Origin of the sequence: Corallococcus sp. CA041A (genome assembly GCF_003612075.1) — a bacterium.
GTDB lineage: Bacteria > Myxococcota > Myxococcia > Myxococcales > Myxococcaceae > Corallococcus > Corallococcus exiguus.
Genome location: NZ_RAWF01000158.1, coordinates 1 through 24,019 on the forward strand (window position 1 = coordinate 1; position 24,019 = coordinate 24,019).

Below are 24,019 nucleotides of genomic sequence, written 5' to 3' on the forward strand. Positions count from 1 at the left end.
ACGCGTAAGATCGTCGGCAGCGTCAGATGTGTACAAGAGACAGGTCATGGGGCCGGGGCGCGGGTGACGGATTTCCGAGGCCCCCAAGGCACGGGCACCGCTCCTTTGCCTACGAGGCCTCCTCGGGGCGTTCGCCGCGCGGCAGGAAGCCGTACTTCTCCAGCTTGTAGTAGAGCGCGGAGGTCTTGATGCCCAGCAGACGGGCGGTCTCCGTCTTCACGCCGCCGGCCTTCTCGTAGGCGCGGGCGATGAGCTGGCGCTCCAGGTCCTCCAGGATGTCCGGCAGGGGGCGGTCCCCCTGGGGCACGGGCAGCCCCGCGTCCATGCGCGGCGTCTGGCCGGCCAGGTGCGAGGGTAGATCCTGCGGGGTGAGCGTTTCGCCCTCGGCGAAGACGAGCGCCTGCTCCATCACGTTCTCCAGCTCGCGCACGTTGCCGGGCCACGCGTGGCGGGTGAGCGCGTGCAGCGCGGCGTCGTCGATACCGGTGACCCTCCGGTTGACCCGGGGCGCGTGCTTGGCGACGAAGTGGCGGGCGAGCGCGGGCAGGTCCTCGGGGCGCTCGCGCAGGGGCGGCAGGGTGAGCGGGACGATGTGCAGCCGGTAGTAGAGGTCCTCGCGGAAGCGGCCCGCCTTCACCTCCGCCTGGAGGTCGCGGTGCGTGGCGCTCACCACGCGCACGTCCACCTTGAGCGTCTCTTCTCCGCCCACGCGCTGCAGCTCCTTCTCCTGGAGCACGCGCAGGAGCTTGGTCTGCACGGAGGCGGGAATCTCTCCAATCTCGTCCAGGAAGAGGGTGCCTCCGTCGGCCAGCTCGAAGCGGCCCAGCTTGCGCTTCACCGCGCCGGTGAACGAGCCGCGCTCGTGGCCGAACAGCTCGCTCTCCAGCAGCGTCTCCGCCAGGGCCGCGCAGTGCACCACGACGAAGGGGCCGTCCTTGCGAGGCGAGCGCTGGTGGATCATCCGCGCGACCAGCTCCTTGCCGGTGCCGCTCTCGCCGCGCACCAGCACGGTGGCGTCGCTCGCGGCCACCTTGCGCACCTGGGTGAGCAGCTTCTGCAGGGGCTCGCTGTCGCCCACCAGGTCGCGGTGGGTGAGGGCGGCGTCGGCGTCGTGCGCGTCCGTGCGGGCGGTGAGGCGCTCCACCTGGCGGCGCGTGGCGGACAGCTCCAGGCCCTTGTCCACCTTGGCGCGCAGCACCTCCGGCGGGAAGGGCTTGGTGATGAAGTCGTAGGCGCCCTCCTGCATGGCCTGCACGGCGGTCTCGATGGTGCCGAACGCCGTCACCACCATGACGACGGCGCCAGGGTCCGCCTGCTTGAGCGCGCGCGTCACGGCGATGCCGTCCATGCCGTCCATCTTCAGGTCCGTGACGACCAGGTCGAAGGGGCCCTTCTTGTACGCGGCGAGCCCGTCCGCCCCGCTCCTCACCGCGGACACGGTGTGGCCGGAGCGGGTGAGGGTGACGGTCATGCCCTCGCGGAGGGTGTCGTGGTCGTCGATGACGAGGATGCGGGCCATGCGCCTGCTCGGAAGGGAAGGGTGGGGTGCCACCGGTGGGACGGCGGCGGAGTGCACACGCCAGGCCACCCTACACCGGACCCGCCGGGGTGGAGGTGGGGCCCGCCGTGAAAGGGCTGGCGTCACGGGCCGGGTGGGTGTCTATCCGGCGCATGGCTCCCGTCTCCGCTGCCCTCATTGAACTGCTCGCGCGCCACGTCCCCTCCGACGACAAGGAGCGCGAGGACCTTTCGCGCATGCGCCACTTCGCCACGTCGCTGAAGGAGCCCTTCTCCCGCTCGCAGGCGGAGGCGCACTTCACCGGCAGCGTGGTGGTGGTGGACGCGGCGGGCGAACGGGTGGCGATGCTGCACCACGCGAAGCTCAAGCGCTGGTTGCAGCCGGGGGGCCACGCGGAGGCCACGGACGGAGGCGACATGCAGGCCACCGCGCTGCGCGAAGCCCGCGAGGAGACCGGCTGCCAGGTGCACCTGCATCCCACCGCGCCGCGCCCGCTGGACGTGGACGTGCACGTCATCCCCGCGCGCAAGGACGAGCCGGAGCACTGCCACCTGGATGTCCGCTACCTGGTGGTGGCGGAAGACCCGGAGGCGCTTGCGCATGATCCGGCGGAGTCGTTCGGCATCCAGTGGCTGGGCTGGGACGAAGCGCTGACGCGCGCGGATGAAGCGCCGCTGCGCCGCATGCTGCTCAAGGCCCGCACACTCGTTCACTCCGGGTCTTGATTGACCAAAAACTGGGAGTGTCTATTGGATGAACGTCCAAGGCCTGAAATCCTGAATGCGGGGAATGTAAACCGCGAGATTTGAGACAAATTAAGGCTTGAGGCTCGCTTCATTTTTCAGGGGGCACTGGATGAAACACAGACATCCCGTCACCCTGCCGGTGCTCAGGGTGGAGGGGGGCGGCCATGACGGCTTGTCGTCCACCCGGGAGCAGGAGCAGGTCTCATGTCGTCTCCGGTCGCAGTGTCCCAGGGCACCGCCGTGGAGGGATTTCCTGTTTCGTCAATGAGGCAGGAGGAGGTCTTCCGGCGTTATCAGCCCGCCGCCTTGAAGCGCACGCCGCACCCTCCCTGGATGGAGACGATGCTGGGGGCGCTCAAGCCCGCGTGGGACGCGGCCTGCGCGCCCACGCTGTTCCGGGAGACGGCGGAGGGACGGCATCCGCCCCTGCGCGCCTGGCAGCGGTTCCTGGAGCGCTGCTTCCCCATCGTCGAGAACTTCCCCAAGTACATGGGGCTGTCCCTGGCGAAGACGACCTACGGCGTACGCCCGGGCGACGCGAGCATCCGCCGCTGGCTCTTGCAGAACCTGGGCGTGGAGGCCCGTCACGCCGAGTGGTGGATTGATTGGATGCAGGCGTCGGGCGTGGACGCCCCCAGGGCCTTCGAGACGCCGCTGACGCCGGACGTCCGGGCGCTCCACCAGCACCTGCTGGCCACCTGCCTCGGTGGGACGCTGGCGGAGGGCATCGCCGCGTCCAACTGGGCCATCGAGGGTGTGACAGGCGTCTGGACGCGCGCCGTGGTGGAGCCCTTCACCGCGTATGCCCGGGACGGCGTGCGCGTGGACGCGAACGCGCTGCGCTGGCTCCGGGCACATGCCCGCTACGACGACGCGCACCCGGACGAGGCGCTGGAGATCATCAAGCTGTCCACGGACGTCACGGCGGGAGAGCCGGTGCGCGTGGAGGTCGCGGCGCACCGGTCCCTGATGTTGCTGGCTCGCGTGTTCGAGTCCTGCTGCGAGGCGTGAGCCCCCGCGCGGGTTGAAGCAGCCGTTTCATCGGTGGTGACGACGCAGTCGCGATGCACGCCGGTCCGGCCTTCCGCTGGACCGGACGGGGGGGGCGTACGCACATGAATGAAACAGAAGACATCCGGGAGCTGGCCTGGCGTGGGATGTGGTTGTTCCTGCGGTGGGTCCTGCCGCCCTCCATCGTCTGTGCCTACCTCATCGCGATGGCGATGGGGCTGTCGAGCCAGGAGGGGCTGCTCGTCACCGCCACGGTCCTGCCGTTCATCGTGCTCGTGTTCGGGCTGCTGCACCCCTACGTGACGCTGCGGTGGCTGGCGAGCCGGGCCTTGCGGCGTCGCCATGGGGACGGACCGGGAGACCGGCTGCGGCGCGTGCTGGAGCTGCCCTGGCGCTCCATGGTCTTCACCACCTGCGCGGCGTGGACGCTGGGCGGCTTCTTCTTCAGCCTCCCGGTGTGTCTGTGGTTCGGCAAGGACTGGTTCCGGCTGGGGCTGGGCACGCTCATCGCGTTCTGCTTCGGCGTGGTGGTGGCGTTCCCCATCGCGCTGGGGCTGGAGCGGCTGGTGCTGCCGTGGGCGCTGCGCGAACAGGACGCGCATCCGGAGACGGCGCCCTCGGGCTCGGGCCTCTTCTGGCCGCGGCAGTCGTGGTTCCTACCGCTCACGTTCCTGTCCACCATCTTCGCCACGGTGGTGCTGAGCTCGTGTGTGGTGGGGGTGAAGCTGCTCGGGGTGCGCGCCCAGTTGAAGGAGGCGCTGCTGGCGGATGGCGCGTGGCAGGCCGCGTCGCGGTTGGATGACGTGGGCAGCTCGCTGTTCGCGGACCTGGGCTTCGCGCTTCCCTGGGTGGGCGCCCTGGTGTTCGTGCTGCCGGCCTTCACCACGTGGATGCTGGCGAGGCGGCAGGCGACGAGCGCGGGCGCGGTGCACGGGGCCATCTCCGGACTGGCGTCCGGGCGGATCCGCTCACCGCGCTGGGTGTCCACGGATGAAATGGGCGACCTGGCGTCGGGGATGAACGGGGCGCTGTCCCGGCTGCGGAGGTTTCCCCGGCTGCTCCAGACCTCCGCGCAGCGGCTGGGCCAGGCGGGAACGGAGCTGCGCGTGTCGAGCGAAGAGCAGCAGCAGGGCCTCACCCGGCAGGCAGCGGCGCTGCACGAGGCGCAGGTGACTTCGGAAGAACTGCGGCGGGCGTCGCGCATCGCCGCCGACTCCGCGGAGGAGGTCCTGCGCGTGGCCCGCCGCGCGGAGACCATGGGGCAGCAGGGCGAGGCCGCGGTGGTCCTGAGCCTGGAGGGACTGTCGGCCATCCGGAGCGCGGTGTCCGGCATCCAGCAGCGGCTGTCGCGTCTGGAAGAGAGCACGGTGCAGATTGGAGAAATCACCGGCGCGGTGAAGGACCTGGCGGACCAGTCCCACCTGCTCGCCGTCAACGCGGCCATCGAGGCGGCGCGCTCGGGCGAGGCGGGGCGGGGCTTCGCGGTGGTTGCGAAGGAGATCCGCGGGCTGTCGGACCAGTCCGTCCAGGCCACCCGGCGCATCCGCAACATCCTCGCGGAAATCAGCCAGGGCATCCGCGACGCGGCGTCCATGAGCGAGCAGGGCGGCCGTCAGGTGGCCGCCGGGTTGGACCAGATGCGCGCCTCCGGCGAGTCCCTGCGCGCGCTGTCGCACAGCTCGCAGGAGAGCTCCGAGGCGGCGCGGAAGATCGCCAACGCGGTGACGCAGCAGAACGCCGCCTTCTCGCAGATCACCACCGCCATCGCGGACCTGTCGCAGCTGATGGACGGCACCCTGCACCGGCTGTCCTCCACGCAGGAGGCCACGCGGACGCTGCAGGTCGTCTCTGGAGAGGTGGGGCAGATGGCGCTGCAGTTCGACGTCCAGGAGGCGGAGTCCGTCAGTACTCCGGTGCCGCCACAGCTCCGGGGGCAGGGCAAGGCAGCGTGAGCGTGAAGACGGTCTCGCCGGGCGTGGAGCGCAGGGAGAGCTCACCGCCGTGGGCGCGGACGATCTTCCGTGCGAGCGGCAGGCCCAGGCCGGTGCCCTGCTCGCGGGTGGTGAAGAAGGGCTCGAAGATGCGCTCGCGCTCGGCTTCGGGCACGCCCGGGCCCGAGTCCTGGACGTCGATGGCATAGCGCCCGTCGCGCAGCTCGCCGCGGATCCGCACGTGGCTTCCGGCGGGCGCGGCCTGCACGGCGTTCTTCACCAGGTTCACGAGCGCGGCGGTCAGCAGGCTGCCATCCGCCTCCAGGTGCGCGGGCGAGGCCGCCACGTCCAGGGCCACGCCCTTGTTGTACGCCTCCGCGGAGAGCAGCTCGCACGCGTTGGAGACGAGGTCGGGCGCTTCCATGGGCGCGCGCGCCAGCGGCTGTTCGCGGGCGAAGGCGAGGAAGTCGTCGACGATGCGTTGGAGGTAGGCGACCTCGCGCTGGATGCGGTCCACGTGGCTGGTCGCGTCCGCGTGGGCGCCCGCGCGCAGGTCTTCCTGTAGGAGGCCGGAGAAGAGCGCGATGCCGCCCAGCGGGTTGCGCACCTCGTGGGCCACGCCCGCGAGCATGAGCTTGAGTTGGCGGTCCCGGCTCTCCAGCGCGCCGCGCATGACCTCCAGCTCGCGCGCGAGCACGCCGATTTCGCGGGTGGGCTCCGGTGGCACGGGCGTGGTCAGGTCCCCCCGGCCGATTCTCAGCGCGGAGTCCATCAACCGCCGCAGTGGCCGGGCCAGTCCCCGGGCGGTGATGACGGCGATGATGGCGAGCGCCACGAGCGCCACGGCGCTGGCCATGACGAAGGTGCGCCACAGCCGCCGCAGCGGTCCGAAGAAGGCCGCGCTGCCCTCCACGCCGATGGCGCCCACCACCTGGCCGTCCTGGACCACGGGGGCGTAGCCCGTCTTGTAGAGCAGCCCGTCTGAGCCGGTGAAGAGCACCTGGCTGGCGGCGCGCTTGCCGGCGAGGACGCGCGTCAGCTCCAGCCGGTCGCGCGCGAGGTCCGGGAGCTCCGTGCCCACGGGCAGGCTGCCACCCGCGTCCGCGCGCACACGGCCCCGCGCGTCCACGGCGTAGACCCGGCGCACGCCGCTCGCGGTGCGCACTCCGTCCAGCAGGCGCACCAGGTTGCGCCACGTGCGGGTGCCGGACACGTCGTCGCCGGGCTCGATGGTGAGCATGCGTTCGCCGCTGACCTGGCTGGCGGTGGCGGCGGCGAGCGCGGACAGGCTCGCGCCCAGTTCGTCCTCCAGGCTCGCGCGGGCCAGCGCGTACACGGAGGCGCCCGCGAGCGACAGGAAGAGCAGGGTGGGCAGGAGGAACGCCAGCAGCAGCCGCGCGGACAGGGAGCCCAGCGCGTCCCGCAGACGGGAGGAATGGGGGCGATGCGTCATCCGGGCGGTGCTCCTGACACCCCCGTATCAAACGGCATGCCCCCGTCCGTGGCCAGTCCTCGTTCCGCGAGCCGCGCGAGGAGGTGGGGCGCATGCCGTGGAACCTGCCGCCGGAACTCGTTGTCCGTGCTCCGTGACCGGAGGGGCGTGCGCGGCCCCCTGCGCGTCAGGAAGAGGCTCACAAGAAACGTCAGACACGGCTGGTAGATGTGATGAGTGATTGAGGGGGCGCGTCATGCTGACAGGATGGCTGGGACGATTCAGCGCGGGGCTGGTGCTGGTCCTGTCGCTCACGGCCTGCGGGACGCCGGGCTCCCGGACCCTGCCGGTGGGGATGCACGGCTACGGGCGCTATCACAGCGCATCCCCGGCTTCGTTCACGCGTGACACCGCCTGGGGCGGCGCGGGTTCGAGCGGCACCGTGGGTGGAGAGGAATTGGGCCGCTACCTCGCGTTCATCCGCCAGAAGCGGGCCGCGTTGAAGCAGCCCGCCGTGATGGAGACGGATCGTCAGGTGGGCCATGCCGCGCTCAACGACCTGATGCTCTGGGCGTCCGCGCGGACGGAGGAGGAACTCGCGAAGGACGAGCCGCTGGAGGTGTACCTGCGGCTGAAGGCGAAGCACGCGCAGGCGCTGCTCGAGGACGGCAAGCGGTCCGCGCGGGCGGAGGCGAAGCTGGAGGAGTTCCATCGCTGGGCGGATGCGCGCCGTCAGGTCCTGGCGGACGCGCACTTCCGCCGGCTCGGGAGTGACGGGCTGCTCACCGAGAGCGCGCTCTACGAGGAGACGCAGCAGGCGTTGCTGGAGGCGGTGCTGGACTGGGCCTACACGCACACGGAGGACCCGGACTTCCCGCGCAAGAGCCCCAGTGAGGTGGCGCTCTACCTGCTGGCGCGCGACAGCCTTCTTGCATCCGCGGTGGAGGCGGGCCGCTTCGCGCCTCCGGTCTGGGACCCGGCCATCGAGCCTCCGGGCATTCCGCCGGAAGAGGTGGTGCTGGAGATCGCCCTGGGCCTGCTGCCCGTCACCGGCGAGGTGGCGGACGTGGGCGGCGTGGTGCTGGGGCAGAGCCTCCTGGGATATCCGCTGACGGACGGAGAGCGGCTGCTGTGCGCGGTGAGCGTGGCGCTGCCGGTGGTGTCGGGGCGCTTGCTGTCGGAAGGCGTGCAGGGGGCGGAGCGCGTCGCGCTGCTCACAGGCCGGAGCCTGCGCGAGGTGCAGGTGTTACAGCGGGTGGTGCAGCACCTGTCGCCGCTGGAGGCCCAGGAGCTTCGCCAGGTGCTGCGCGCGGCGGGGCGTGGTGAGTCCGTGTCCGTGGAGGATGTGGAGAAGCTGCGGGCTTTGGCGAAGAGGTTGGAGGCGCCGCTCGCGGAGGCGGGACGCGTGTTGGCCCGGGGCAAGCGCGTGGCGCTGGTGGGCTCACGGGCGACGGCGGAGGGAGCGCGGCTGGTGCCGGGCAGCGCGGAGCACCTGGCTCAGGCGTGGGTGGACTACCAGTTCCGTCACCCGGAGAAGTACCGGAGCTTCAAGTACGCCGTGGATCCAGAGTGGGAGCGGCTCTACCAGACGGTCATCAAGAACAAGGGCGCGGGCAGTGCGTTCGAACAGTCCGTGCTCCAGAGCCGGAAGCTGCCGAAGAACACGGACCTCCTGCTGCCGCCGCCGGGGAGCAAGGCCCAAGGCTTCGTCCCGGATGCCGTCTCAGGACACAAAGGGGACCTTGTCTGGGGCAGCCCCTACGACTTCGTCGAGGTGAAGGGCCGCGCGGAGATGGCTCTCACAGGGAACATCAAGGCCATGATTGAGTACGTCCAGAAGTACGGTGGCTCCCTTGAGCTCTGGATCCGTTCCGCCAAACATCCCGAGGGTGCGACGCGGCTTACGGGACCTCTGAAGAGGGAACTGGATGACCTGGGCGCGGAGGGTGGTGCGAGAATCATCCCCTTCCCGTAGGAATGTTTCGTGGCCCTTCAATACCTGAACACGGTTTTCGCACTGCTCCCCGGTGTGCCTCCGACGAACATCGTTCGCGAACTGGTCTGTCGGTTCTTTTCGCAGGGCCGCTGGTTCCAGCCTGTGCGCTACGGGGGCGTCGGCATGGATGAACGGATTGAGCCCGGTTCTTTCAACCCGGATGTGCTCGCGGCCTACTACGACGAGTCCAGGCGCTTCTTCATCGGGGCGAAGACAGATCGGGACTTCCTTCATTTCTCCCCTGCGCGCCAGGAGAAGTATCCATTCGTCGGATCATTCGCCTGGATGACCTCTGTCGTGGAGGCCCGGAAGGCAGGTTGGCGCGAGGCCCATCTGCATCAGGTCGTCGAAATCATGCAGTTGCTGGGCTCCCCTCTCGCGCAGTCCGGGCTCGATGAAGACTTCGAGCGCAAGAACTACCGCCTGGTGCCGAACGAGTACGGCTTCGGCTCCGAGCGCGTCTTCAACGTGCGCGACTACAGCGAAGGCCTCTCCGGCCTCTACTGGCGCAACATCTTCGGCGCTCCCTTCGTGGACCTCTTCGGCCCGCGCCTGGGCGCCGTCCCCGCGTCCCAGCGTCAGTCGCTCGACGGCGGACTCGTCCTCGTCCAGCCCTATGAGCTCCCCACCCAGGCCATGACCCCGGAAGGCGACGCCGCGGAGAGCCAGCTCATCGCCACCCTGGGCCGCGAGTCCTTCTTCGACCTGCCGACCCTCACGAAGCCCACGCGCGTGCCGGACGTGTCCTGGATGCTGCACAAGCACTGAGCGCCCACCGTCAGTCGAACATCGCCGCCAGCGCTTCGCTCAAGGTCTCCACGCCCACCACCTGGAGCTTCGTCTTCTCCACGCGCCGCGCGCTGCCGGCCGGCAACACCACCCGCTGGAAGCCCATCTTCGCGGCCTCCGCGAGCCTCGGCTCCACCTGGCCCACCGCGCGCACCTCGCCCGCGAGGCCTACCTCTCCCAGCACCAACGTCTTCGCGTCCAACGGCCGGTTCTGCAGGCTGCTCACCAGCGCCGCGCACACCGCCAGGTCGCACGCTGGTTCGCTCAACTGCATGCCGCCCGCCACGTTGACGAACAGGTCGCAGCCCACCAGCGGGATCTCCTCCTTCTTCTCCAACACCGCCGCCAGCAGCGCCACGCGGTTGCCGTCCACACCAATCGCCGTGCGCCTCGCCGTGCCGTAGCCCGTGGGCGCCACCAGCGCCTGCACCTCCACCAACAGCGGCCGCGTGCCGTTGAGCGTGCTCGTCACCACGCTGCCGGACTTGCCCTGGGGCCGCTCGGAGAGGAACAGGGCGGAGGGGTCCGCCACCTCCACCAGCCCCGCGCCCTTCATCTCGAAGACGCCAATCTCATTGGTGCTGCCGAAGCGGTTCTTGTGCGCGCGCAGGAGCCGGAACGGGTGGCCGCGCTCGCCCTCGAAGTAGAGGACCGTGTCCACCATGTGCTCCAGCACCCGGGGACCCGCGATGGAACCTTCCTTCGTCACGTGCCCCACCAGGAACGTGGGCACCCCGCTGCGCTTGGCGAACGCCATCAGCCGGCCCGCCACCTCGCGCACCTGGGTGATGCTGCCCGGCGCGTTGCCCAGCTCCGGCAGGTACATGGTCTGGATGGAGTCCACCACCAGCGCCTGCGGCTTCAGCGCCTCCGCCGCCTGGAGCACCCGGTCCGCGTCCGTCTCCGCGAACAGGTGGATGGCTTCACTCTCCACCCGCAGGCGCTCCGCGCGCATCTTCGTCTGCCGCAGGCTCTCTTCACCCGACACGTAGAGCACCGGCCCGTGCCGCGCCAGCTTGTCCAGCGCCGCCAGCAGCAGCGTGGACTTGCCGATGCCCGGGTCGCCGCCCAGCAGCACCAGCGAACCGCCCACCACGCCTCCGCCCAGGACTCGGTCGAACTCCGTGATGCCCGTCCTGCGGCGCACCTCGGTCTCCGCCGTCACGTCCTGCAGCTTCACTGGCTTGGAGGCGCCCCCGGACGCGCCCCACGCCGGGCGCTTGTCGTCCACCTTCGCTTCGGTCTCCTCCAGGAGCGAGCTCCAGGCCCCGCAGTCCGGACACTTCCCGAGCCACTTCGCCGTCTGGTAGCCGCAGGCCTGACAGGTGTAGTGCGTCTTCGCCTTCGCCATGGGTTGGAGTGTCTACCCCAGACCCCTGACGTTTCCCCGTCTCACGCGCGCGCCATGCCAGGAGAGCAGGCAGGCGTCATGTCGTGGATCAGGTAGCGGGTTGCCCCACAGGGGGGGGCAACCCACTTTCTGGTCCACGGGCGTCGCACAGAGCGAGCCCCCCACACACAGGGAGGTTGTCATGGGGATTATCGCGTTTCTGGTGATTGGTCTGGTCGCGGGTCTGATCGCTCGTGCCATCATGCCGGGCAACCAGTCGATGGGGCTCATCGCCACCACGCTGCTGGGCATCGCCGGTTCGTTCGTGGGCGGCTTCGTCGGTTCGCTGTTCTCCCGTGACGGTCGCGTGTTCGACCTGCACCCCACGGGCCTGCTGTTCTCCGTCCTGGGCGCACTGGTCGTGCTGTTCCTCGTGGGGCTCGCCGGCCGCGGCCGTCGCGTCCACGTCTAGTCCGTAGGGCTCCTCGACCGATGAGGCGGGAGACAGCCAGGGACGTCCGCCATGCGCGGGCGTCCCTTCTGTCTTTGCGGGCTTCTTCCGGCGGCCTCCGGAGCGGGCTTCCCAGAGGGGAAAGGGGACTCGTCAACCCCCTGGCCCAAGAGCGTTGACAACGGCCTCCGGGCCACGCACCGTCGGCCTCCTGACGCCTCCCCAGGAGCCCGCATGTCCGACACCGCCGAGTCCTTCCACGGCCACGCCCACCACGCCGCCCCCGTCCCGGAAGGGGTGACGGTGCGGCACGACTGGTCGCTCGCGGAGGTGAAGGCGCTGTACCAGTTGCCGCTCCTGGATCTGGTGCACAAGGCGCAGACGGTGCACCGGCAGGTGTTCGTGGAGAACAAGGTGCAGCTCTGTTCGCTGCTCTCCATCAAGACGGGCGGGTGTCCGGAGGACTGCGCGTACTGCCCGCAGGCGGCGCGCTACAAGACGGGCGTCAAGGCGGAGAAGTTGATGGCGGTGCCGGACGTGCTGTCCGCCGCGTCGCAGGCCCGCGCCGCCGGGGCCACCCGTTTCTGCATGGGCGCGGCGTGGCGCGAGGTGAAGGACGGCCCGCAGTTCGACAGCGTGCTGGAGATGGTGAAGGGCGTGCGGGCCCTGGGCATGGAGGCGTGCGCCACGCTGGGCATGCTCTCCGACAGCCAGGCGAAGCGCCTGCGCGAGGCGGGCTTGTCCGCGTACAACCACAACCTGGACACGTCCCCGGAGCACTACGGCGACATCATCTCCACCCGCACCTATGACGACCGGCTGAAGACGCTGAACCGGGTGCGCGACGCGGGCATCTCCGTGTGCTGCGGCGGCATCATCGGCATGGGCGAGTCCGTGGAAGACCGCTGCAACCTGCTGCGCACCCTGTCCAACCAGGAGGTCCACCCGGAGTCGGTGCCCATCAACGCGCTCGTGCCCGTGGAGGGCACGCCGCTGGCGGAGCAGCACCGCGTGGAGACGGTGGACATGGTGCGCACCATCGCCACCGCGCGCCTGCTCATGCCCCAGTCCATGGTGCGCCTGTCCGCGGGCCGCATGCAGATGAATGAAGAGGCGCAGCTGCTCTGCATGATGGCGGGCGCCAACTCGCTCTTCTTCGGGGAGAAGCTGCTCACCACCGGCAACCCCGAGTACACCCAGGACATGGCGCTCCTGGAGAAGGCGGGCATCCGCCCCCTGGAGCCCCGGCAGGACCGGTGAGGCCCTCGACGCAGGTCGCGGACCGATGGGCGCGCGAGGACCTGGAGGCCCTGTCCGCGAAGGGCCTTCGCCGCGCGCTGGAGCCGCTCGACTCTCCCCAGGGCGCGGAGGTGCGCGTGGGGGACGAGCGGCTCGTCAACTTCTCCTCGAATGACTATCTGGGGCTCGCGGCGTCGCCCGCCGTGCGCGCCGCCGCCGCGTCCGCGCTGGAGCGCTACGGCGTGGGCACCGGCGCCAGCCGCCTGGTGGTGGGGGACATGGTGCCGCACCAGCGGCTGGAGGCGCGGCTCGCACGCTTCGAGCGCGCGGAGGCCGTGCGCCTCTTCAACTCCGGCTACGCGGCCAACACCGGCATCCTGCCCGCGCTGGTGGGCCCCGGAGACGCGGTGTTCTCCGACGCCCTCAACCACGCCTCGCTGGTGGACGGCTGCCGGCTGTCTCGCGCGCGTGTCGTCGTCTACCCGCACTCGGACGTGGCCGCGCTCACCCGCGCGCTGGCGGAGACTCCCGCGCGGCGCAAGCTGGTGGTCACCGACAGCGTCTTCTCCATGGACGGAGACGTGGCTCCGCTGCGCGAGTTGGTCACCGCGTGCGAGGCCCACGGCGCCGCGCTGATGGTGGACGAGGCGCACGCCACCGGCGTCCTGGGCGCGCGCGGCGCGGGCCTGTGCGAGGCGCTGGGCGTGGAGGACCGGGTGGACCTGCGCATGGGCACGCTGAGCAAGGCGCTGGGCGGGCTGGGCGCGTACGTGGCCACCTCGCGCGCGGTGGCGGACCTGCTGGTCAGCCGCGCTCGGCCGTTCGTCTACTCCACCGCGCTGCCCGCCGCCCTGTGCGCCGCCGCCGAGTGCGCGGTGGACCTGGTGGAGCACGACCCCGCTCCTCGCGAACGGCTGTGGGGGCACATCCACCGGTTCGCCGACGGACTGCGCGCGCTCGGGCTGCCCGCGGAGCCTCGGAGCGCCATCTTCCCGGTCATCCTGGGCGAGCCCTCGCGCGCGCTGGACGCGGCGAAGCGCCTGCGCGAGGCGGGCCTCCTGGTGAAGGCCATCCGCCCTCCCACCGTGCCGGACGGCACCAGCCGGCTTCGCTTCTGTCTCTCCGCGGCCCATTCGACGGGCCACATCGACCTGGCGCTGGAGGCCCTGCGCCGGGTGGGAGTCTCCCGTGGCCCCTGAGTCACTCCAGTTCTTCGTCACCGGCACGGACACCGGCGTGGGCAAGACGCAGGTGTCGTGCGCGCTGCTGTCGCTCCTGAAGGACGCGGGCCTCAAGCCCCAGGGCTTCAAGCCCTACGAGAGTGGCTGCGAGTCCCTCAAGGCCCCGGCGGACGCGCTCGCCATGCGCGAGGCCGCGGGCAGCACGCTGCCGGTGGACGCCATCTGCCCGCACCGCTTCAAGGCGCCGCTGGCCCCGGGCATCGCGGCGTCGCGATTGGGAACGGATCCGGACTTCCGCGTGACGCTCGCGGCGTGGAAGCAGCTGAAGGGCGGGTCGGTGGTGGTGGAAGGGGCGGGGGGACTGTTCGTCCCGGTGGATTCCAAGCGCGACGTGGTGGACCTCATCCAGGCCTTCCGCCTGCCCGTGGTGTTGGTGGCGCGCGCGGGACTGGGCACGCTCAACCATGTCGCGCTGTCGTTGGAGTCGCTGGCGGCGCGCGAGGTGTCCGTGCGGGCGGTGGTGCTGTCGCGCGGGGTGCCCGGACGTGACCTGGCGGAGCGGGACAACCGGCGCTACCTGGAGGCCCGCCATGGCGTGGATGTCCTGGGGCCCGTGCCGTATGTGGAGGATCCAAGAAAGCGCCAGTTTGCGTTCCGGCGCGCGCTGGCGCCGCTGGTGTCCGAACGCGCGCGGGCCCGATAAATCGGCCTCCGCCGCGTTCGGCGGAAAGGCGCGTGCTACAGGTCGCGCAAGTTTTCACGTGGTGGTGGCCGTGATCTGGACGTCCCGTTTTTTCCGCGCGAGAAAGCCGGACGAATGGCGGACATCATCGACATCACGCTCCTCGCGGACGTCCGGCGCTTCTTCAAGAAGCTCATTGAACAGCGCGGGCTGTCCTACTTCCTCCAGAAAGACGGTCCGCGTCTGTTCCAGATTGAGCCGACGAAGGTCGAGCTGGTTCTGCGCACCGCGATCCGCACCCGGAACCCGGAACTGCCCGCGCCGCACGAGAAGGCCGTCGAGCACTGCCGCCTGGAACTGCGCCGCGAGCTGATCCGCCGCGTGGCCAGCGCCATGCTCCAGACGGGGCTGTGAGCCGCTTCTCGCTCCGCACCGCCTTCCCGCGCACACCCAACCCGCTCTCCCAGGCCGCCGCCGAGCGCCACGCGCGCGGGCTGCCCCTGCTGGACCTGGCGGAGACCAACCCCACACGCGTGGGGCTGCCCTCCCCAGAGGTGGACCTCGGGGCCCTCCCCGAGCCCTTCCGCTACACGCCAGAGCCCTTCGGCCTGCCCACCGCGCGCGAGGCCGTGGCCGCGCACCTGAGCCAACGGGGCGCGTCCGTGGAGGCCGCGCACGTCGTCCTCTCCGCCAGCACCAGCGAGGCCTACGGCTGGCTCCTCAAGCTCCTGTGCGACTCGGGGGACACCGTTCTTCTCCCCGCGCCCGGCTACCCGCTGGTGGACGTCCTGGCGCGCCTGGAGGGCGTGCACACGCGCTCCTACCGCCTGCCCGCCGTGCACGGCTTCGGCCTGGACGCGGCCCGGGTGGAAGCCGCCGTGGACGCCCGTACGCGCGCGGTCGTCGTGGTGAACCCCGGCAACCCCACCGGCCACTTCCTTCACGAGGATGAGCTCCACGCGCTCGCGGACGTGTGCGCGCGCCATGGCCTGGCGCTCATCTGCGACGAGGTGTTCTCCGACTTCGCGTGGGATGAAGAAGAAGGCCGGGTGACGTCCGTGGCGGGGCGGCCGCTGCCGTGCCTGACGTTCTCGCTCTCCGGCCTGTCCAAGGTGGCGGGCCTGCCCGGCCTCAAGCTGGCGTGGTTGCACGTGGGCGGCCCCGCGCATGCGCGCGACGAGGCCCTGGCCCGGCTGGAGGACGTGGCGGACGCGGCGTTGTCGGTGGCCACGCCCGCGCAGCTCGCGCTGCCGGCGCTCCTCGCGCACGCGCCGCGCTTCCAACAGGCACTGCTGGAGCGGGTGCGGCACAACCGGGAGCGGTTGATTCAAGCGCGCCCGGCGGACGCCGCGTGGGACGTGGTGCCCTCGCACGGCGGCTGGAGCGCGGTGCTGCGCATCCCCCATCACCCCGGAGAAGAAGCCACCTGCCTGCGGCTCCTGGAGGAGGGGGTGCGCGTGCAACCGGGTTACTTCTACGACTTCGGCGGCGGTGCGTACCTCGTGCTGTCGTTGCTTCCGACGCCCGAGGTGTTCACCGCCGCCCTGGTGCCGCTGGTTCGCGTGCTCAGTCCGCCGCCGGGGTGATGACCTGGAGCTGGGTGAAGTTCTTGCCCGACACCTTGAACAGCTCGTAGGGCGAGATGGCCTCGCCGGTGTCGTTGTTGAAGTCCAGCTCACCGCTGGCGCCACGCACGTTGACGATGTTGCCCGCGCGCAGTTCATCGCGCGCCCCGCTGAACTGCACCGGCCCCAGCGCGTAGGTCTTCGCCGTCTGCCCCGAGGGGGGCGTCAGCTTCGTGAGCCCCATGGCGATGCGGTCACCGGTGACGGAGCCGGGGTTGTTGAGGTCGTTGCCAATCGCGTACGCCGCGCCGAGCGTCACCAGGTACATGGCGTCGTAGGCGTGCGCGGTGAACGAGAACTGCGCCGGGTCCGTGTTGTTGTAGGCGGTCCGGAAGCGGCTGTTGAAGAGCTGGTAGACGGAGTCGTCGGGCCGCGCGGACGCGGGGGCGGTGCCGTACGTGCCCGCGAGCTCGGCGGCGGTCGCGTCGTTGGACAGCAGGGTGGGGTCCTTGCTGGCGTCGGTGAGGAACCACCGGTTGCCGTTGGCGACCTTCACCTGCTCCGCCACCGCCGCGGGCACCAGGCGCGCGTTGTCCTCGGTGAAGCCGGCGAGCACCGTCAGATCCGGCTTGTTGTTCTTCAGCCAGGTCACGGCGGTGCCTACGTCCCCGTTGCGCTCGTACTGCGCGCCACCCACCTTCGAGGGCAACCGGTCCAGCAGCTGGGAGAACAGCCCCTGGCCGTAGTTGTCGTTCACGTACGCCACGCCAATCTTGGTGGGGACCGTGAACGTGGAGCCCGGGTCGTTGATGGTCGTCTTGCCGCTCAGTACCTCCGCGATGACGCGGCCCTGGAGCGCGTCCGACGGGGTGGTGCGCCACACCAGGCCCACCGGACCGCCGTTCTTGTCGTCCAGCTCGGTGAAGGTCGCGCTGGTGGCGGTGTGGCTCATCAGCAGCACGTTCTTCTTGATGGTGATGGTGCTGACGCCGGTGGTCTGCGCGCTGCCCGCGCTGAACACCGCCACCACCTGCTTGTCGTTCACCAGCCAGGTGGCCTGCGTCTTCGCGTTCTCCACGTCCGCCTTCGTGTCGCAGACGTACATGACGAACTGCCGGCCGCCCACGCCCTCCAGCGAGTTCACCTCGTTGAGCGCCAGCTTCAGCCCGTTGAAGCGCTGCTGCTCAATCTCCGCGTTGCCGCTCGCGTTGGTGAGCGGCAGGAGCGCGCCCAGCACGATGGGGTTCGCCGCGGACGTGGCGCCCACCACCTGGTCGCATCCCGCGGGCTGCGGCAGACAGAACCCGGACGTGCAGACGCTGTTGCTGCCGCAGTCGCTGCTCGTCGTGCATTCGGACAGGCCGCCCGCCGTGGTGAAGCTGCACCCGGACGACAGCAGCGCCATGCCCAACGTCATCATTCCCAGCGCGCGCATCAGAAACGCCCCTCCATGCCAATGCCAGCACCGCGCGGCGCGAACGTCACGCGGACCTCGCCCTGCGCGGGAGGGCCTTCTTTGGGATACAGGATGATGGCGGTGATGGCTCCCGCGAGCCCCACGCCGAAGCCGATGTCCGCAAGCAGCGCCTTGCTCTTGGTGCTGTCCGACAGACGCTCCTTCTCATCGAGCGTCTTGGCGCTGTCGAACTGCTCGCGCTGGTCGCGCGCCTGCAGTCCGAAGAGCACGCCCGCGCCCACGCCCAGCACCGCCACGCCGCCCGTGGCGAACGCCGCGATGCGCTGGTTGCGGTAGGACTTGATGGCCCGGTTCAGCTCCGCCTGCTTCTGGCGCTCGCTCTCGTCCTCCGCGCGCCGGGCCGCGGCCTGCTCGGCTTCCGCCTGTTGCCGCGCGGCATCGGCCTCCGCCTCCAGGCGCTTGCGGTCCGCGTCCGCCGTCGCCTGCGCCTGGTCCTCGCGGTCCAGCTGCACGCGCAGCCGGTCGATGGCGCGGTTGCTGTTCTTCAGCAGGGCCGGGTCGGTGTCCTCGCTGGAGGACGTGACGTACTGCCGGTAGAAGGTCATCGCCTCGCGAGGCTCGCCCGCGTACTCCAGCGCCACGGCGATGTTGTAGACGAGCCGCGGGTGCGGCTGCGCCTCGTTGGCCTGCTTCAGCGCCTCCGCCGCCTCGCGGTACTTGCCCGCGTCGTAGAGGCGTTTGCCCTCCTTCAACAGCGCCTGCACGTTGACCTTGGAGCCACCCCGCTGCGCCAGGGCGGACCCCGGTGCCAGCGCCAGCGCCAGCGACAACACGAAAACCAGTCTCATGGGGCGGTGAGCCTAGCGCCGAACAATCCGGCCGTCGAAGCACTGGCCCCTTGAAAAAGCGCCGGGGCCACCCCCACCCCTGTAGCACCAGGAGAGGAAGCAGCCCCGGACGGGCCTTCTCAGGCGTCAGGCGGCGATCAGCCGTCCAGGCGCGCGATGAGCAGCTTGCGCTGGAGCATCAGGGCCTCGGGGGCCTTGGTGCCCAGCTGCTCGAAGAAGACCTCCTGGCTCTTGAGCTCGGACTTCCACTCGTCCTCCTTGATGGAGGTGGCCTCCTGGACGGCCTCCGCGGACAGGTCCAGGCCGTTCAGGTTCAGGCCCTGGTCCTGGCGCGGCACCCAGCCCAGCAGCGTCTCCTGCGTGGGGACGCGGCCCTGGACGCGGTTCACGATCCACTCGAGGACGCGCATGTTGTCCCCGAAGCCCGGCCAGATGAACTTGCCGTTCTTGTCCTGGCGGAACCAGTTCACCTGGAAGATCTTCGGCAGCTGCGGGATGGACTTCTGCATGTCCAGCCAGTGCTGGAGGTAGTCGCCCATGTGGTAGCCGCAGAAGGGCAGCATGGCCATGGGGTCGCGGCGCACGACGCCCACCTTGCCGGTGGCCGCCGCCGTCGTCTCCGAGCCCATGGTGGCGCCCAGGAACACGCCGTGGGTCCAGTTGAAGGCCTGGATGACCAGCGGAATCGTGTTGGAGCGGCGGCCGCCGAAGATGATGGCGCTGATGGGAACGCCCATGGGGTCGTTCGCCTTGGCGCTCAGCACCGGGTTGTTGCTCATGGGCGCGGTGAAGCGGCTGTTCGGGTGCGCCGCCTTCTCCGCGCTGCCCTTCTTCCAGGGGCGGCCCTGCCAGTCGATGAGCTCCTCGGGGACCTCGCCGTCCTTGCCCTCCCACCACACGTCACCATCCGGCGTGAGCGCCACGTTGGTGAAGAGCGTGTCCTTGGAGATGGTCTCCATGGCGTTGGGGTTGGTCTTGTTGTTGGTGCCGGGCACCACGCCGAAGTAGCCGGCCTCCGGGTTGATGGCGTACAGGCGGCCATCCGGACCGGGGCGCATCCACGCGATGTCGTCGCCGACGGTTTCAATCTTCCAGCCCGCGTACTCCTTGGGCGGGATCATCATGGCGAAGTTCGTCTTGCCGCACGCGGACGGGAAGGCGGCGGCGACGTAGGTCGTCTCACCCTTGGGGCTGGTGACGCCCAGGATGAGCATGTGCTCGGCCAGCCAGCCCTCCTCGCGGCCCAGGTAGCTGCCGATGCGCAGCGCGAGACACTTCTTCCCGAGCAGCACGTTGCCGCCATATCCAGAGCCGAAGCTCCAGATGGTGTTGTCCTGGGGGAAGTGGCAGATGTAGCGGCGGTCCGGGTTCACGTCACCCGTGGAGTGCAGGCCGCGGTTGAAGTCGTCGCTGTCGCCCAGCATGTCCAGCGCGGCCTTCCCCATGCGGGTCATGATCCGCATGTTGAGGACCACGTAGTCGCTGTCCGTCAGCTCCACGCCAATCTTCGTGGAGGGGCTGCCCAGCGGGCCCATGGCGTAGGGCACCACGTACATGGTGCGGCCCTTCATGCAGCCTTCGAACAGCAGGCCCAGCTTCGTGTAGGCCTCGTCCGGCTCCATCCAGTTGTTGGTGGGGCCCGCGTCCGTCTTGTTCGGCGTGCAGATGAACGTGAGGTGCTCGACGCGCGCCACGTCGTTGGGGTTGGAGCGGTGCAGGTAGCAGCCGGGGCGCTTCTGCGGGTTGAGCGGGATGAGCGTGCCGTCCTTCACCGCCTGCTCGGTGAGGCGCTGCTTCTCAGCCTCGGAGCCGTCGCACCAGACGATGCGGTCCGGCTGGGTCATCGCGGCCATCTTGGCCACCCAGGCCAACAGCGTGGGGTTCTTCGTGGGCGCCTGCTCGGTGGCGGCGGCCGCTTGCGTCGAAGCCATGGAGGTTTCCTCGGGGTGTTTCATGGGTCGGGTCTCCCGCGTTTCGCGACTTCGCGAGGGGGCGAAACCCTACAGCGGAAGGAACACCAAACCTTCTGGACCCAGGCCCCAAAAGCAACTGACGTCCGGCAGTCAACCGGACTTTCGACCGCTCTGGCCTAATTCCACTTATCAGCGTCCGGTCGCTCATCAGTAAACGGCGCGGTGCGGCACACGCTGGCAGCGCAGCGCGCCGTGCCCAGGTTGAGGGTGCGCACGCCTCCTCCATGTCCATCGCTCTCGTCCTGGCCGTCATTGTTGTCGCGTTGGTCCTGTTTTCCATTGACTCCATCCCCATCGAGTTCACCTCGCTGGTGGTGGTCTGCCTCCTGGCGCTCTCCGGCGTGCTGACGCCGGCGCAGGCGTTCGAGGGCTTCAGCAACGACACCGTCATCTTCATCTTCACCCTGCTGGCGATGACGCAGGGGCTCGCCGCCACGGGCGTGGTGCAGATGGTGGGGCAGCGGATGGCGTTCTTCGCGCGCTTCGGCCACCAGGTGTTCGTGCTGGCGATGATGGGCGTGGTGGCGGTGTTCTCCTCGTTCATCTCCAACACGGTGACGACGGCGGCCTTCCTGCCGGTGGCCATTGGCGCCGCGCAGCGGGCGAAGGTGCCGCGCAGCAAGGTGCTGCTGCCGCTGGCGTACGCGTCCATGCTGGGCGGCACGGTGCTGCTCTTCGGCACGTCCACGAACCTGGTGGTGTCCGCGGCGCTGAAGCGGCAGGGGATGGCGCCCATTGGCGTGACGGAGCTGGCGCCGGTGGGGCTGCCGGTGGTGCTGATAGGCATCGCCGTGGTGGTGCTGCTGGGGCGGTGGCTGCTGCCCGCGCGCGAGGGCAAGCCGGGCACGGAGGGCTTCGCGCTGCGCGACTACCTCACGGAGGCGGTGGTGCCCGGAGACTCGCGCTACGTGGGCCAGCCCCTGGCGGAGCTCACGAAAGGGCTGGGACTGCGCGTGATTGGCGTGGTGCTCGATGGCGAGACGCTCAACGCGAAGCCATCCTACGTGCTGACGGGCCAGGAGCGGCTGCTGGTGGAGGGCAAGCGCGAGGACATCCTGCGGGTGAAGGACCTCCGGGGCCTCGCGCTGCGGCCGGACGTGCGGCTGTCGGACGCGGAGCTGGAGGGGCCGGAGTCGATGCTCGTGGAGGCGAGCGTGCCGCCCGACAGTCCTCTGGTGGGGCGCAGCCTGCGGGAGACGCTGTTCGTGGAGCGCTTCGGGCTCCTGGCGCTGGGGCTGCACCGCCGGCCCGCCATCCAGCGGCTCACCAAGCTGCAGCTCCTGGGGCGCGCGTGGGATGAGCACTCGCTGTCCACGCTGCCCCTGTCCGTGGGGGACGTGCTGCTCTTGCGCGGTCCGCGTCAGAAGATGGCGGAGCTGGAGCCGGGCCATACGCTGATGGTGCTGGAGGGGCACGAGTACGAGCCGCCGCGCTACGCAAAGGCGCTGCTCGCGGTGGTCATCTTCCTGGGCTCGTTGGCGGCGGGCTCCCTGGGCCAGGTGCCGCTGTCGCTGGCGGGGCTCACCGGCATGCTGCTGATGATCGCCACCGGGTGCGTGGACGCGCGCACCGCGTTCCGCGTGGACTGGCGGGTGGTGCTGCTCATCGGCGCGATGATGGCGCTGGGGCTGGCCATGGAGGTGAGCGGCGCGGGGAAGTTCGTCGGCGACCACGTGGCCCGGCTGGGCGCGTACGGCGGGCCCCGCGGGGTGCTGGCGCTGTTGATGGTGCTGACCATCGTGCTGTCGGCGCCCATGAGCAACCAGGCCGCGGCGCTGGTGGTGCTGCCGGTGGCGCTCAACGCGGCGACGCAGCTGGGCGTGGACGTGCGCCCCTTCGCCATGGGCGTCACGCTGGCGGCCAGCTGTTCCTTCATCACCCCGCTGGAGCCCAGCTGCGTGCTCGTCTACGGGCCCGGGCACTACCGGTTCACCGACTTCTTCCGGCTGGGCACGCCGCTGACCGCGGTGCTGGTGGTGTTCCTCGTCTTCGCCGTGCCCGTGGTGTGGCCCTTCCACGCGTAGGCGAGTGAAGCGCCTTTCAGTGGATGGCGGCGCGCAGTCCCACGCTCGCGAGAACTTGTGACTCCTGCGCGAGCAGGTGCTGCAGGCGTGCGTCCACGGCGGCTTCGTCCCCGTTGGACGCGGTGACGGCCAGGCGGTGGAAGAGGGACTGGTGGCCGTCCTCGGACTGGGCCAGCTCTCCGTAGAAGCGTGCGAGCCCCGGGTCGGTGAGCCCCTCCGCGAGCAGGGACAGCCGCTCACACGAGCGCGCTTCGATGATGGCGGCGACGAGCAGGCGGTCCACGCGCCGCTCCAGGGCGGGCGTGCGCACGTGCTTCTGGAGGCCCTGCGCGTACGGGTCCCCGGCGTCCTTGGTGAGCGTGAGGCCGCGCGCGGCCATCAGGTCCAGCACGCGCGCCAGGTGGGCGCTTTCTTCACGGGCCAGACGCGCCATCTGCGACGGCAGGCCCGGCAGGTCCGGGTAGGCCTGGAGCATGGACAGCGCGTTGGCGGCGGCCTTCTTCTCGCAGTGGGCGTGGTCCACCAGCACCGCGTCGAAGTGGGCGAGCGCCAGCGGCAGCCAGCCCGGGTCGGTGGGCGCGTGGAGGATGACGGGGCCCGCTCCGGAGAGGGGACGGCGGGAGGGCGTGGGGCGGCTGCTCATTCCATTTACTCCACCAGCACGAGCCGCTGGGTGCGGCCGGCGTGGTAGCCCACCTTGCGCGCGATGCGGGCGGTGCTCTCGTCGCGCTCGTCGATGCGCATGGCGAGCCGGGGCAGCGAGGACAAGAGGTGCCGGGAAATCTGTCCCAGGCACAGCGTGGCGTGGCCCTGGCGGCGGCGGGACGGGGGCGTGTACATGCCCTCCAGCTCCGCGCCGAACTGCGAGCGGCAGCCGATGTCCACCTTGAACACGAGCTCGCTGCCCTCCTCCAGCACGTAGGTGCGGCGCTGGCGGACGCGCTGGAGGACGCGGGCCTCGTAGTGGGCGGGGTCTTCCGACAGCGGGTCCCGCTCGAGAATCTCGCGCACGTAGCCCTGGGCCAGGGGCAGCAGGCGGGGCACGTCCTCTTCGCGGGCCAGGCGCAGGGTGGGGTTGGTGAAGGGGCCCAGGTCGTCCGCGGAGACGCTGAACAGCTTCTGGGTGCGGGACAGGCGCGGCTTGCCTTCACAGAGGCTGCGCACCAGCGCGTCCACGGAGGACTTGTCCCCCACGGTGGCGCGCAGCTTGAGGCTGGCGGCGAGCGCGTCCGCGATGACGCCCGTGGCGCTGGCGTCGCTGGCGCTGGGCACCACCAGCCCGCCATCGCCGCCCACGAAGACGGCCGCGGTGAGGACGCCGCTGTCGAAGCGGCCGTGGAAGGAGAAGGCCGCCTGGCGCTCCGGCGCCGCGATGCCGAACTCCTCCAGCAACCCCAGCAGGTAGAGGTTGTGGACGGGATCCTTCGCCAGGAGCGCGCGCAGGGCGTCCGAGTGGGAAGGCTCGAGCTGTTCGACGGTGACGGGCATGCGCGAGGGTCGAAAGGGGCCTGAACCTTACGCGCAACCCGACCTCACGGGCCAGCGTCCCCAGGCACGGTGAACCGGAATGGTTGGAGCACGGTCGCGGATCCTCCCAGGTGGGGTGCCGGGAAGCGCGCGTCCAGGAGCGAATCCAGCACGCACGCCTGCACCATGGGGTCCGGGATGGTGCTGGAGACGAGCTCGCCCCGGTTCATCTTCCCCTCGGAGCCCTCGCCCTCCACGGTGAAGCGCAGCTTCACTTCGTGTGTGCCCCGGTTGCGTTGTGCGGCGTCCTGGAAACATTGCTGCACGAGCGGAGTCACGGACTGGATGGCCAGGCGCAGGTCCTCCGCGTCGATGCGGCCGGAGGAGGCCTCCACCACCGGCTCCACCACCTCCACGC

At 70.2% G+C, this 24,019-nt stretch carries 21 protein-coding genes; 12 read left to right on the plus strand and 9 right to left on the minus strand.

What is annotated here, in order from left to right:
- Positions 1–109: 109 nt before the first annotated feature.
- On the minus strand, positions 110–1,519 hold the full coding sequence (locus D7V77_RS25825; protein WP_120578964.1) for a sigma-54 dependent transcriptional regulator: 1,410 nt from the start codon (positions 1,517–1,519) through the stop codon (positions 110–112).
- Between the two features lie 152 nt (positions 1,520–1,671).
- Here D7V77_RS25825 and D7V77_RS25830 point away from each other — a divergent pair, with 152 nt between their 5' ends.
- The 3 genes from D7V77_RS25830 to D7V77_RS25840 all read left to right on the plus strand — a co-directional run bounded on the left by D7V77_RS25830 (position 1,672) and on the right by D7V77_RS25840 (position 5,228).
- On the plus strand, positions 1,672–2,244 hold the full coding sequence (locus D7V77_RS25830) for an NUDIX hydrolase (protein WP_120578965.1): 573 nt from the start codon (positions 1,672–1,674) through the stop codon (positions 2,242–2,244).
- Between the two features lie 225 nt (positions 2,245–2,469).
- Positions 2,470–3,276 (plus strand): TenA family transcriptional regulator, encoded by an 807-nt coding sequence (locus tag D7V77_RS25835; protein WP_120578966.1) that lies wholly within the window; start codon positions 2,470–2,472, stop codon positions 3,274–3,276.
- A gap of 104 nt (positions 3,277–3,380) precedes the next feature.
- Positions 3,381–5,228, plus strand: coding sequence for a methyl-accepting chemotaxis protein (locus D7V77_RS25840; protein ID WP_120578980.1), 1,848 nt, complete (start codon positions 3,381–3,383; stop codon positions 5,226–5,228).
- Here the strand turns inward: D7V77_RS25840 and D7V77_RS25845 are convergent.
- Positions 5,179–6,660, minus strand: a complete 1,482-nt coding sequence (locus D7V77_RS25845) for a HAMP domain-containing sensor histidine kinase (RefSeq protein WP_120578967.1) — start codon at positions 6,658–6,660, stop codon at positions 5,179–5,181. The genes D7V77_RS25840 and D7V77_RS25845 overlap by 50 nt on opposite strands.
- 235 nt (positions 6,661–6,895) lie before the next feature.
- Between D7V77_RS25845 and D7V77_RS45775 the strand changes: the two genes are divergently transcribed.
- Both D7V77_RS45775 and D7V77_RS25855 read left to right on the plus strand, forming a co-directional pair.
- Complete coding sequence (locus D7V77_RS45775; protein ID WP_120578968.1) at positions 6,896–8,614, plus strand: hypothetical protein; 1,719 nt, start codon at positions 6,896–6,898, stop codon at positions 8,612–8,614.
- Between the two features lie 144 nt (positions 8,615–8,758).
- Positions 8,759–9,403, plus strand: coding sequence for a hypothetical protein (locus D7V77_RS25855; RefSeq protein WP_147452161.1), 645 nt, complete (start codon positions 8,759–8,761; stop codon positions 9,401–9,403).
- 10 nt (positions 9,404–9,413) lie between these two features.
- On the opposite strand, the gene radA is transcribed toward D7V77_RS25855, so the two are convergent.
- A complete protein-coding gene (radA, locus tag D7V77_RS25860) occupies positions 9,414–10,775 on the minus strand; it encodes a DNA repair protein RadA (RefSeq protein ID WP_120578970.1) in 1,362 nt (453 codons plus the stop codon).
- Positions 10,776–10,956: 181 nt separating this feature from the next.
- Between radA and D7V77_RS25865 the strand changes: the two genes are divergently transcribed.
- The 6 genes from D7V77_RS25865 (at position 10,957) to D7V77_RS25890 (ending at position 15,893) form a co-directional block, all read left to right on the plus strand.
- Entirely contained in the window at positions 10,957–11,226 is a 270-nt protein-coding gene (locus tag D7V77_RS25865; protein ID WP_120561896.1) for a GlsB/YeaQ/YmgE family stress response membrane protein, read from the plus strand.
- A 213-nt stretch (positions 11,227–11,439) separates the two neighbouring features.
- Positions 11,440–12,465, plus strand: a complete 1,026-nt coding sequence (gene bioB, locus D7V77_RS25870; protein WP_120578971.1) for a biotin synthase BioB — start codon at positions 11,440–11,442, stop codon at positions 12,463–12,465.
- Positions 12,462–13,643, plus strand: coding sequence for an 8-amino-7-oxononanoate synthase (gene bioF / locus D7V77_RS25875; RefSeq protein WP_120578972.1), 1,182 nt, complete (start codon positions 12,462–12,464; stop codon positions 13,641–13,643). The genes bioB and bioF overlap by 4 nt, the downstream gene beginning before the upstream one ends.
- A complete protein-coding gene (gene bioD, locus D7V77_RS25880) occupies positions 13,633–14,328 on the plus strand; it encodes a dethiobiotin synthase (protein WP_120578973.1) in 696 nt (231 codons plus the stop codon). Before bioF ends, bioD begins: the two co-directional genes overlap by 11 nt.
- Positions 14,329–14,442: 114 nt before the next feature.
- Positions 14,443–14,721 carry a hypothetical protein gene (locus D7V77_RS25885; protein WP_014394019.1) on the plus strand — a complete coding sequence of 93 codons (279 nt, stop codon included), beginning with the start codon at positions 14,443–14,445 and terminating at the stop codon, positions 14,719–14,721.
- Positions 14,718–15,893 (plus strand): pyridoxal phosphate-dependent aminotransferase, encoded by a 1,176-nt coding sequence (locus D7V77_RS25890; protein ID WP_120578974.1) that lies wholly within the window; start codon positions 14,718–14,720, stop codon positions 15,891–15,893. The genes D7V77_RS25885 and D7V77_RS25890 overlap by 4 nt, the downstream gene beginning before the upstream one ends.
- Here the strand turns inward: D7V77_RS25890 and D7V77_RS25895 are convergent.
- From D7V77_RS25895 to D7V77_RS25905, 3 genes are all read right to left on the minus strand, one after another.
- Positions 15,874–17,307, minus strand: a complete 1,434-nt coding sequence (locus tag D7V77_RS25895; RefSeq protein ID WP_120578975.1) for an ABC transporter substrate-binding protein — start codon at positions 17,305–17,307, stop codon at positions 15,874–15,876. The genes D7V77_RS25890 and D7V77_RS25895 overlap by 20 nt on opposite strands.
- Complete coding sequence (locus D7V77_RS25900; RefSeq protein WP_120578976.1) at positions 17,307–18,137, minus strand: hypothetical protein; 831 nt, start codon at positions 18,135–18,137, stop codon at positions 17,307–17,309. The genes D7V77_RS25895 and D7V77_RS25900 overlap by 1 nt, the downstream gene beginning before the upstream one ends.
- 137 nt (positions 18,138–18,274) lie before the next feature.
- Complete coding sequence (locus tag D7V77_RS25905; RefSeq protein WP_120561888.1) at positions 18,275–20,068, minus strand: phosphoenolpyruvate carboxykinase (GTP); 1,794 nt, start codon at positions 20,066–20,068, stop codon at positions 18,275–18,277.
- Between the two features lie 266 nt (positions 20,069–20,334).
- Between D7V77_RS25905 and D7V77_RS25910 the strand changes: the two genes are divergently transcribed.
- A complete protein-coding gene (locus tag D7V77_RS25910) occupies positions 20,335–22,134 on the plus strand; it encodes an SLC13 family permease (protein WP_120578977.1) in 1,800 nt (599 codons plus the stop codon).
- Positions 22,135–22,150: 16 nt separating this feature from the next.
- Here the strand turns inward: D7V77_RS25910 and D7V77_RS25915 are convergent, their stop codons facing one another.
- The 3 genes from D7V77_RS25915 to D7V77_RS25925 all read right to left on the minus strand — a co-directional run.
- A complete protein-coding gene (locus D7V77_RS25915; protein WP_120578978.1) occupies positions 22,151–22,777 on the minus strand; it encodes a tRNA-(ms[2]io[6]A)-hydroxylase in 627 nt (208 codons plus the stop codon).
- Positions 22,778–22,782: 5 nt separating this feature from the next.
- A complete protein-coding gene (locus tag D7V77_RS25920; RefSeq protein ID WP_120578979.1) occupies positions 22,783–23,622 on the minus strand; it encodes a GNAT family N-acetyltransferase in 840 nt (279 codons plus the stop codon).
- A 44-nt stretch (positions 23,623–23,666) separates the two neighbouring features.
- The coding region (locus D7V77_RS25925; RefSeq protein WP_147452162.1) for an AgmX/PglI C-terminal domain-containing protein at positions 23,667–24,019 on the minus strand (353 nt) is incomplete at its 5' end.

Bases quoted from the DNA above. Each gene is read 5' to 3' on its own strand.
- D7V77_RS25825 (WP_120578964.1), bottom strand. From the start codon at position 1,519: ATGGCCCGCATCCTCGTCATCGACGACCACGACACCCTCCGCGAGGGC.
- D7V77_RS25830 (WP_120578965.1), top strand. From the start codon at position 1,672: ATGGCTCCCGTCTCCGCTGCCCTCATTGAACTGCTCGCGCGCCACGTC.
- D7V77_RS25835 (WP_120578966.1), top strand. From the start codon at position 2,470: ATGTCGTCTCCGGTCGCAGTGTCCCAGGGCACCGCCGTGGAGGGATTT.
- D7V77_RS25840 (WP_120578980.1), top strand. From the start codon at position 3,381: ATGAATGAAACAGAAGACATCCGGGAGCTGGCCTGGCGTGGGATGTGG.
- D7V77_RS25845 (WP_120578967.1), bottom strand. From the start codon at position 6,660: ATGACGCATCGCCCCCATTCCTCCCGTCTGCGGGACGCGCTGGGCTCC.
- D7V77_RS45775 (WP_120578968.1), top strand. From the start codon at position 6,896: ATGCTGACAGGATGGCTGGGACGATTCAGCGCGGGGCTGGTGCTGGTC.
- D7V77_RS25855 (WP_147452161.1), top strand. From the start codon at position 8,759: ATGGATGAACGGATTGAGCCCGGTTCTTTCAACCCGGATGTGCTCGCG.
- radA (WP_120578970.1), bottom strand. From the start codon at position 10,775: ATGGCGAAGGCGAAGACGCACTACACCTGTCAGGCCTGCGGCTACCAG.
- D7V77_RS25865 (WP_120561896.1), top strand. From the start codon at position 10,957: ATGGGGATTATCGCGTTTCTGGTGATTGGTCTGGTCGCGGGTCTGATC.
- bioB (WP_120578971.1), top strand. From the start codon at position 11,440: ATGTCCGACACCGCCGAGTCCTTCCACGGCCACGCCCACCACGCCGCC.
- D7V77_RS25885 (WP_014394019.1), top strand. From the start codon at position 14,443: ATGGCGGACATCATCGACATCACGCTCCTCGCGGACGTCCGGCGCTTC.
- D7V77_RS25895 (WP_120578975.1), bottom strand. From the start codon at position 17,307: ATGCGCGCGCTGGGAATGATGACGTTGGGCATGGCGCTGCTGTCGTCC.
- D7V77_RS25900 (WP_120578976.1), bottom strand. From the start codon at position 18,137: ATGAGACTGGTTTTCGTGTTGTCGCTGGCGCTGGCGCTGGCACCGGGG.
- D7V77_RS25905 (WP_120561888.1), bottom strand. From the start codon at position 20,068: ATGGCTTCGACGCAAGCGGCCGCCGCCACCGAGCAGGCGCCCACGAAG.
- D7V77_RS25910 (WP_120578977.1), top strand. From the start codon at position 20,335: ATGTCCATCGCTCTCGTCCTGGCCGTCATTGTTGTCGCGTTGGTCCTG.
- D7V77_RS25915 (WP_120578978.1), bottom strand. From the start codon at position 22,777: ATGAGCAGCCGCCCCACGCCCTCCCGCCGTCCCCTCTCCGGAGCGGGC.
- D7V77_RS25920 (WP_120578979.1), bottom strand. From the start codon at position 23,622: ATGCCCGTCACCGTCGAACAGCTCGAGCCTTCCCACTCGGACGCCCTG.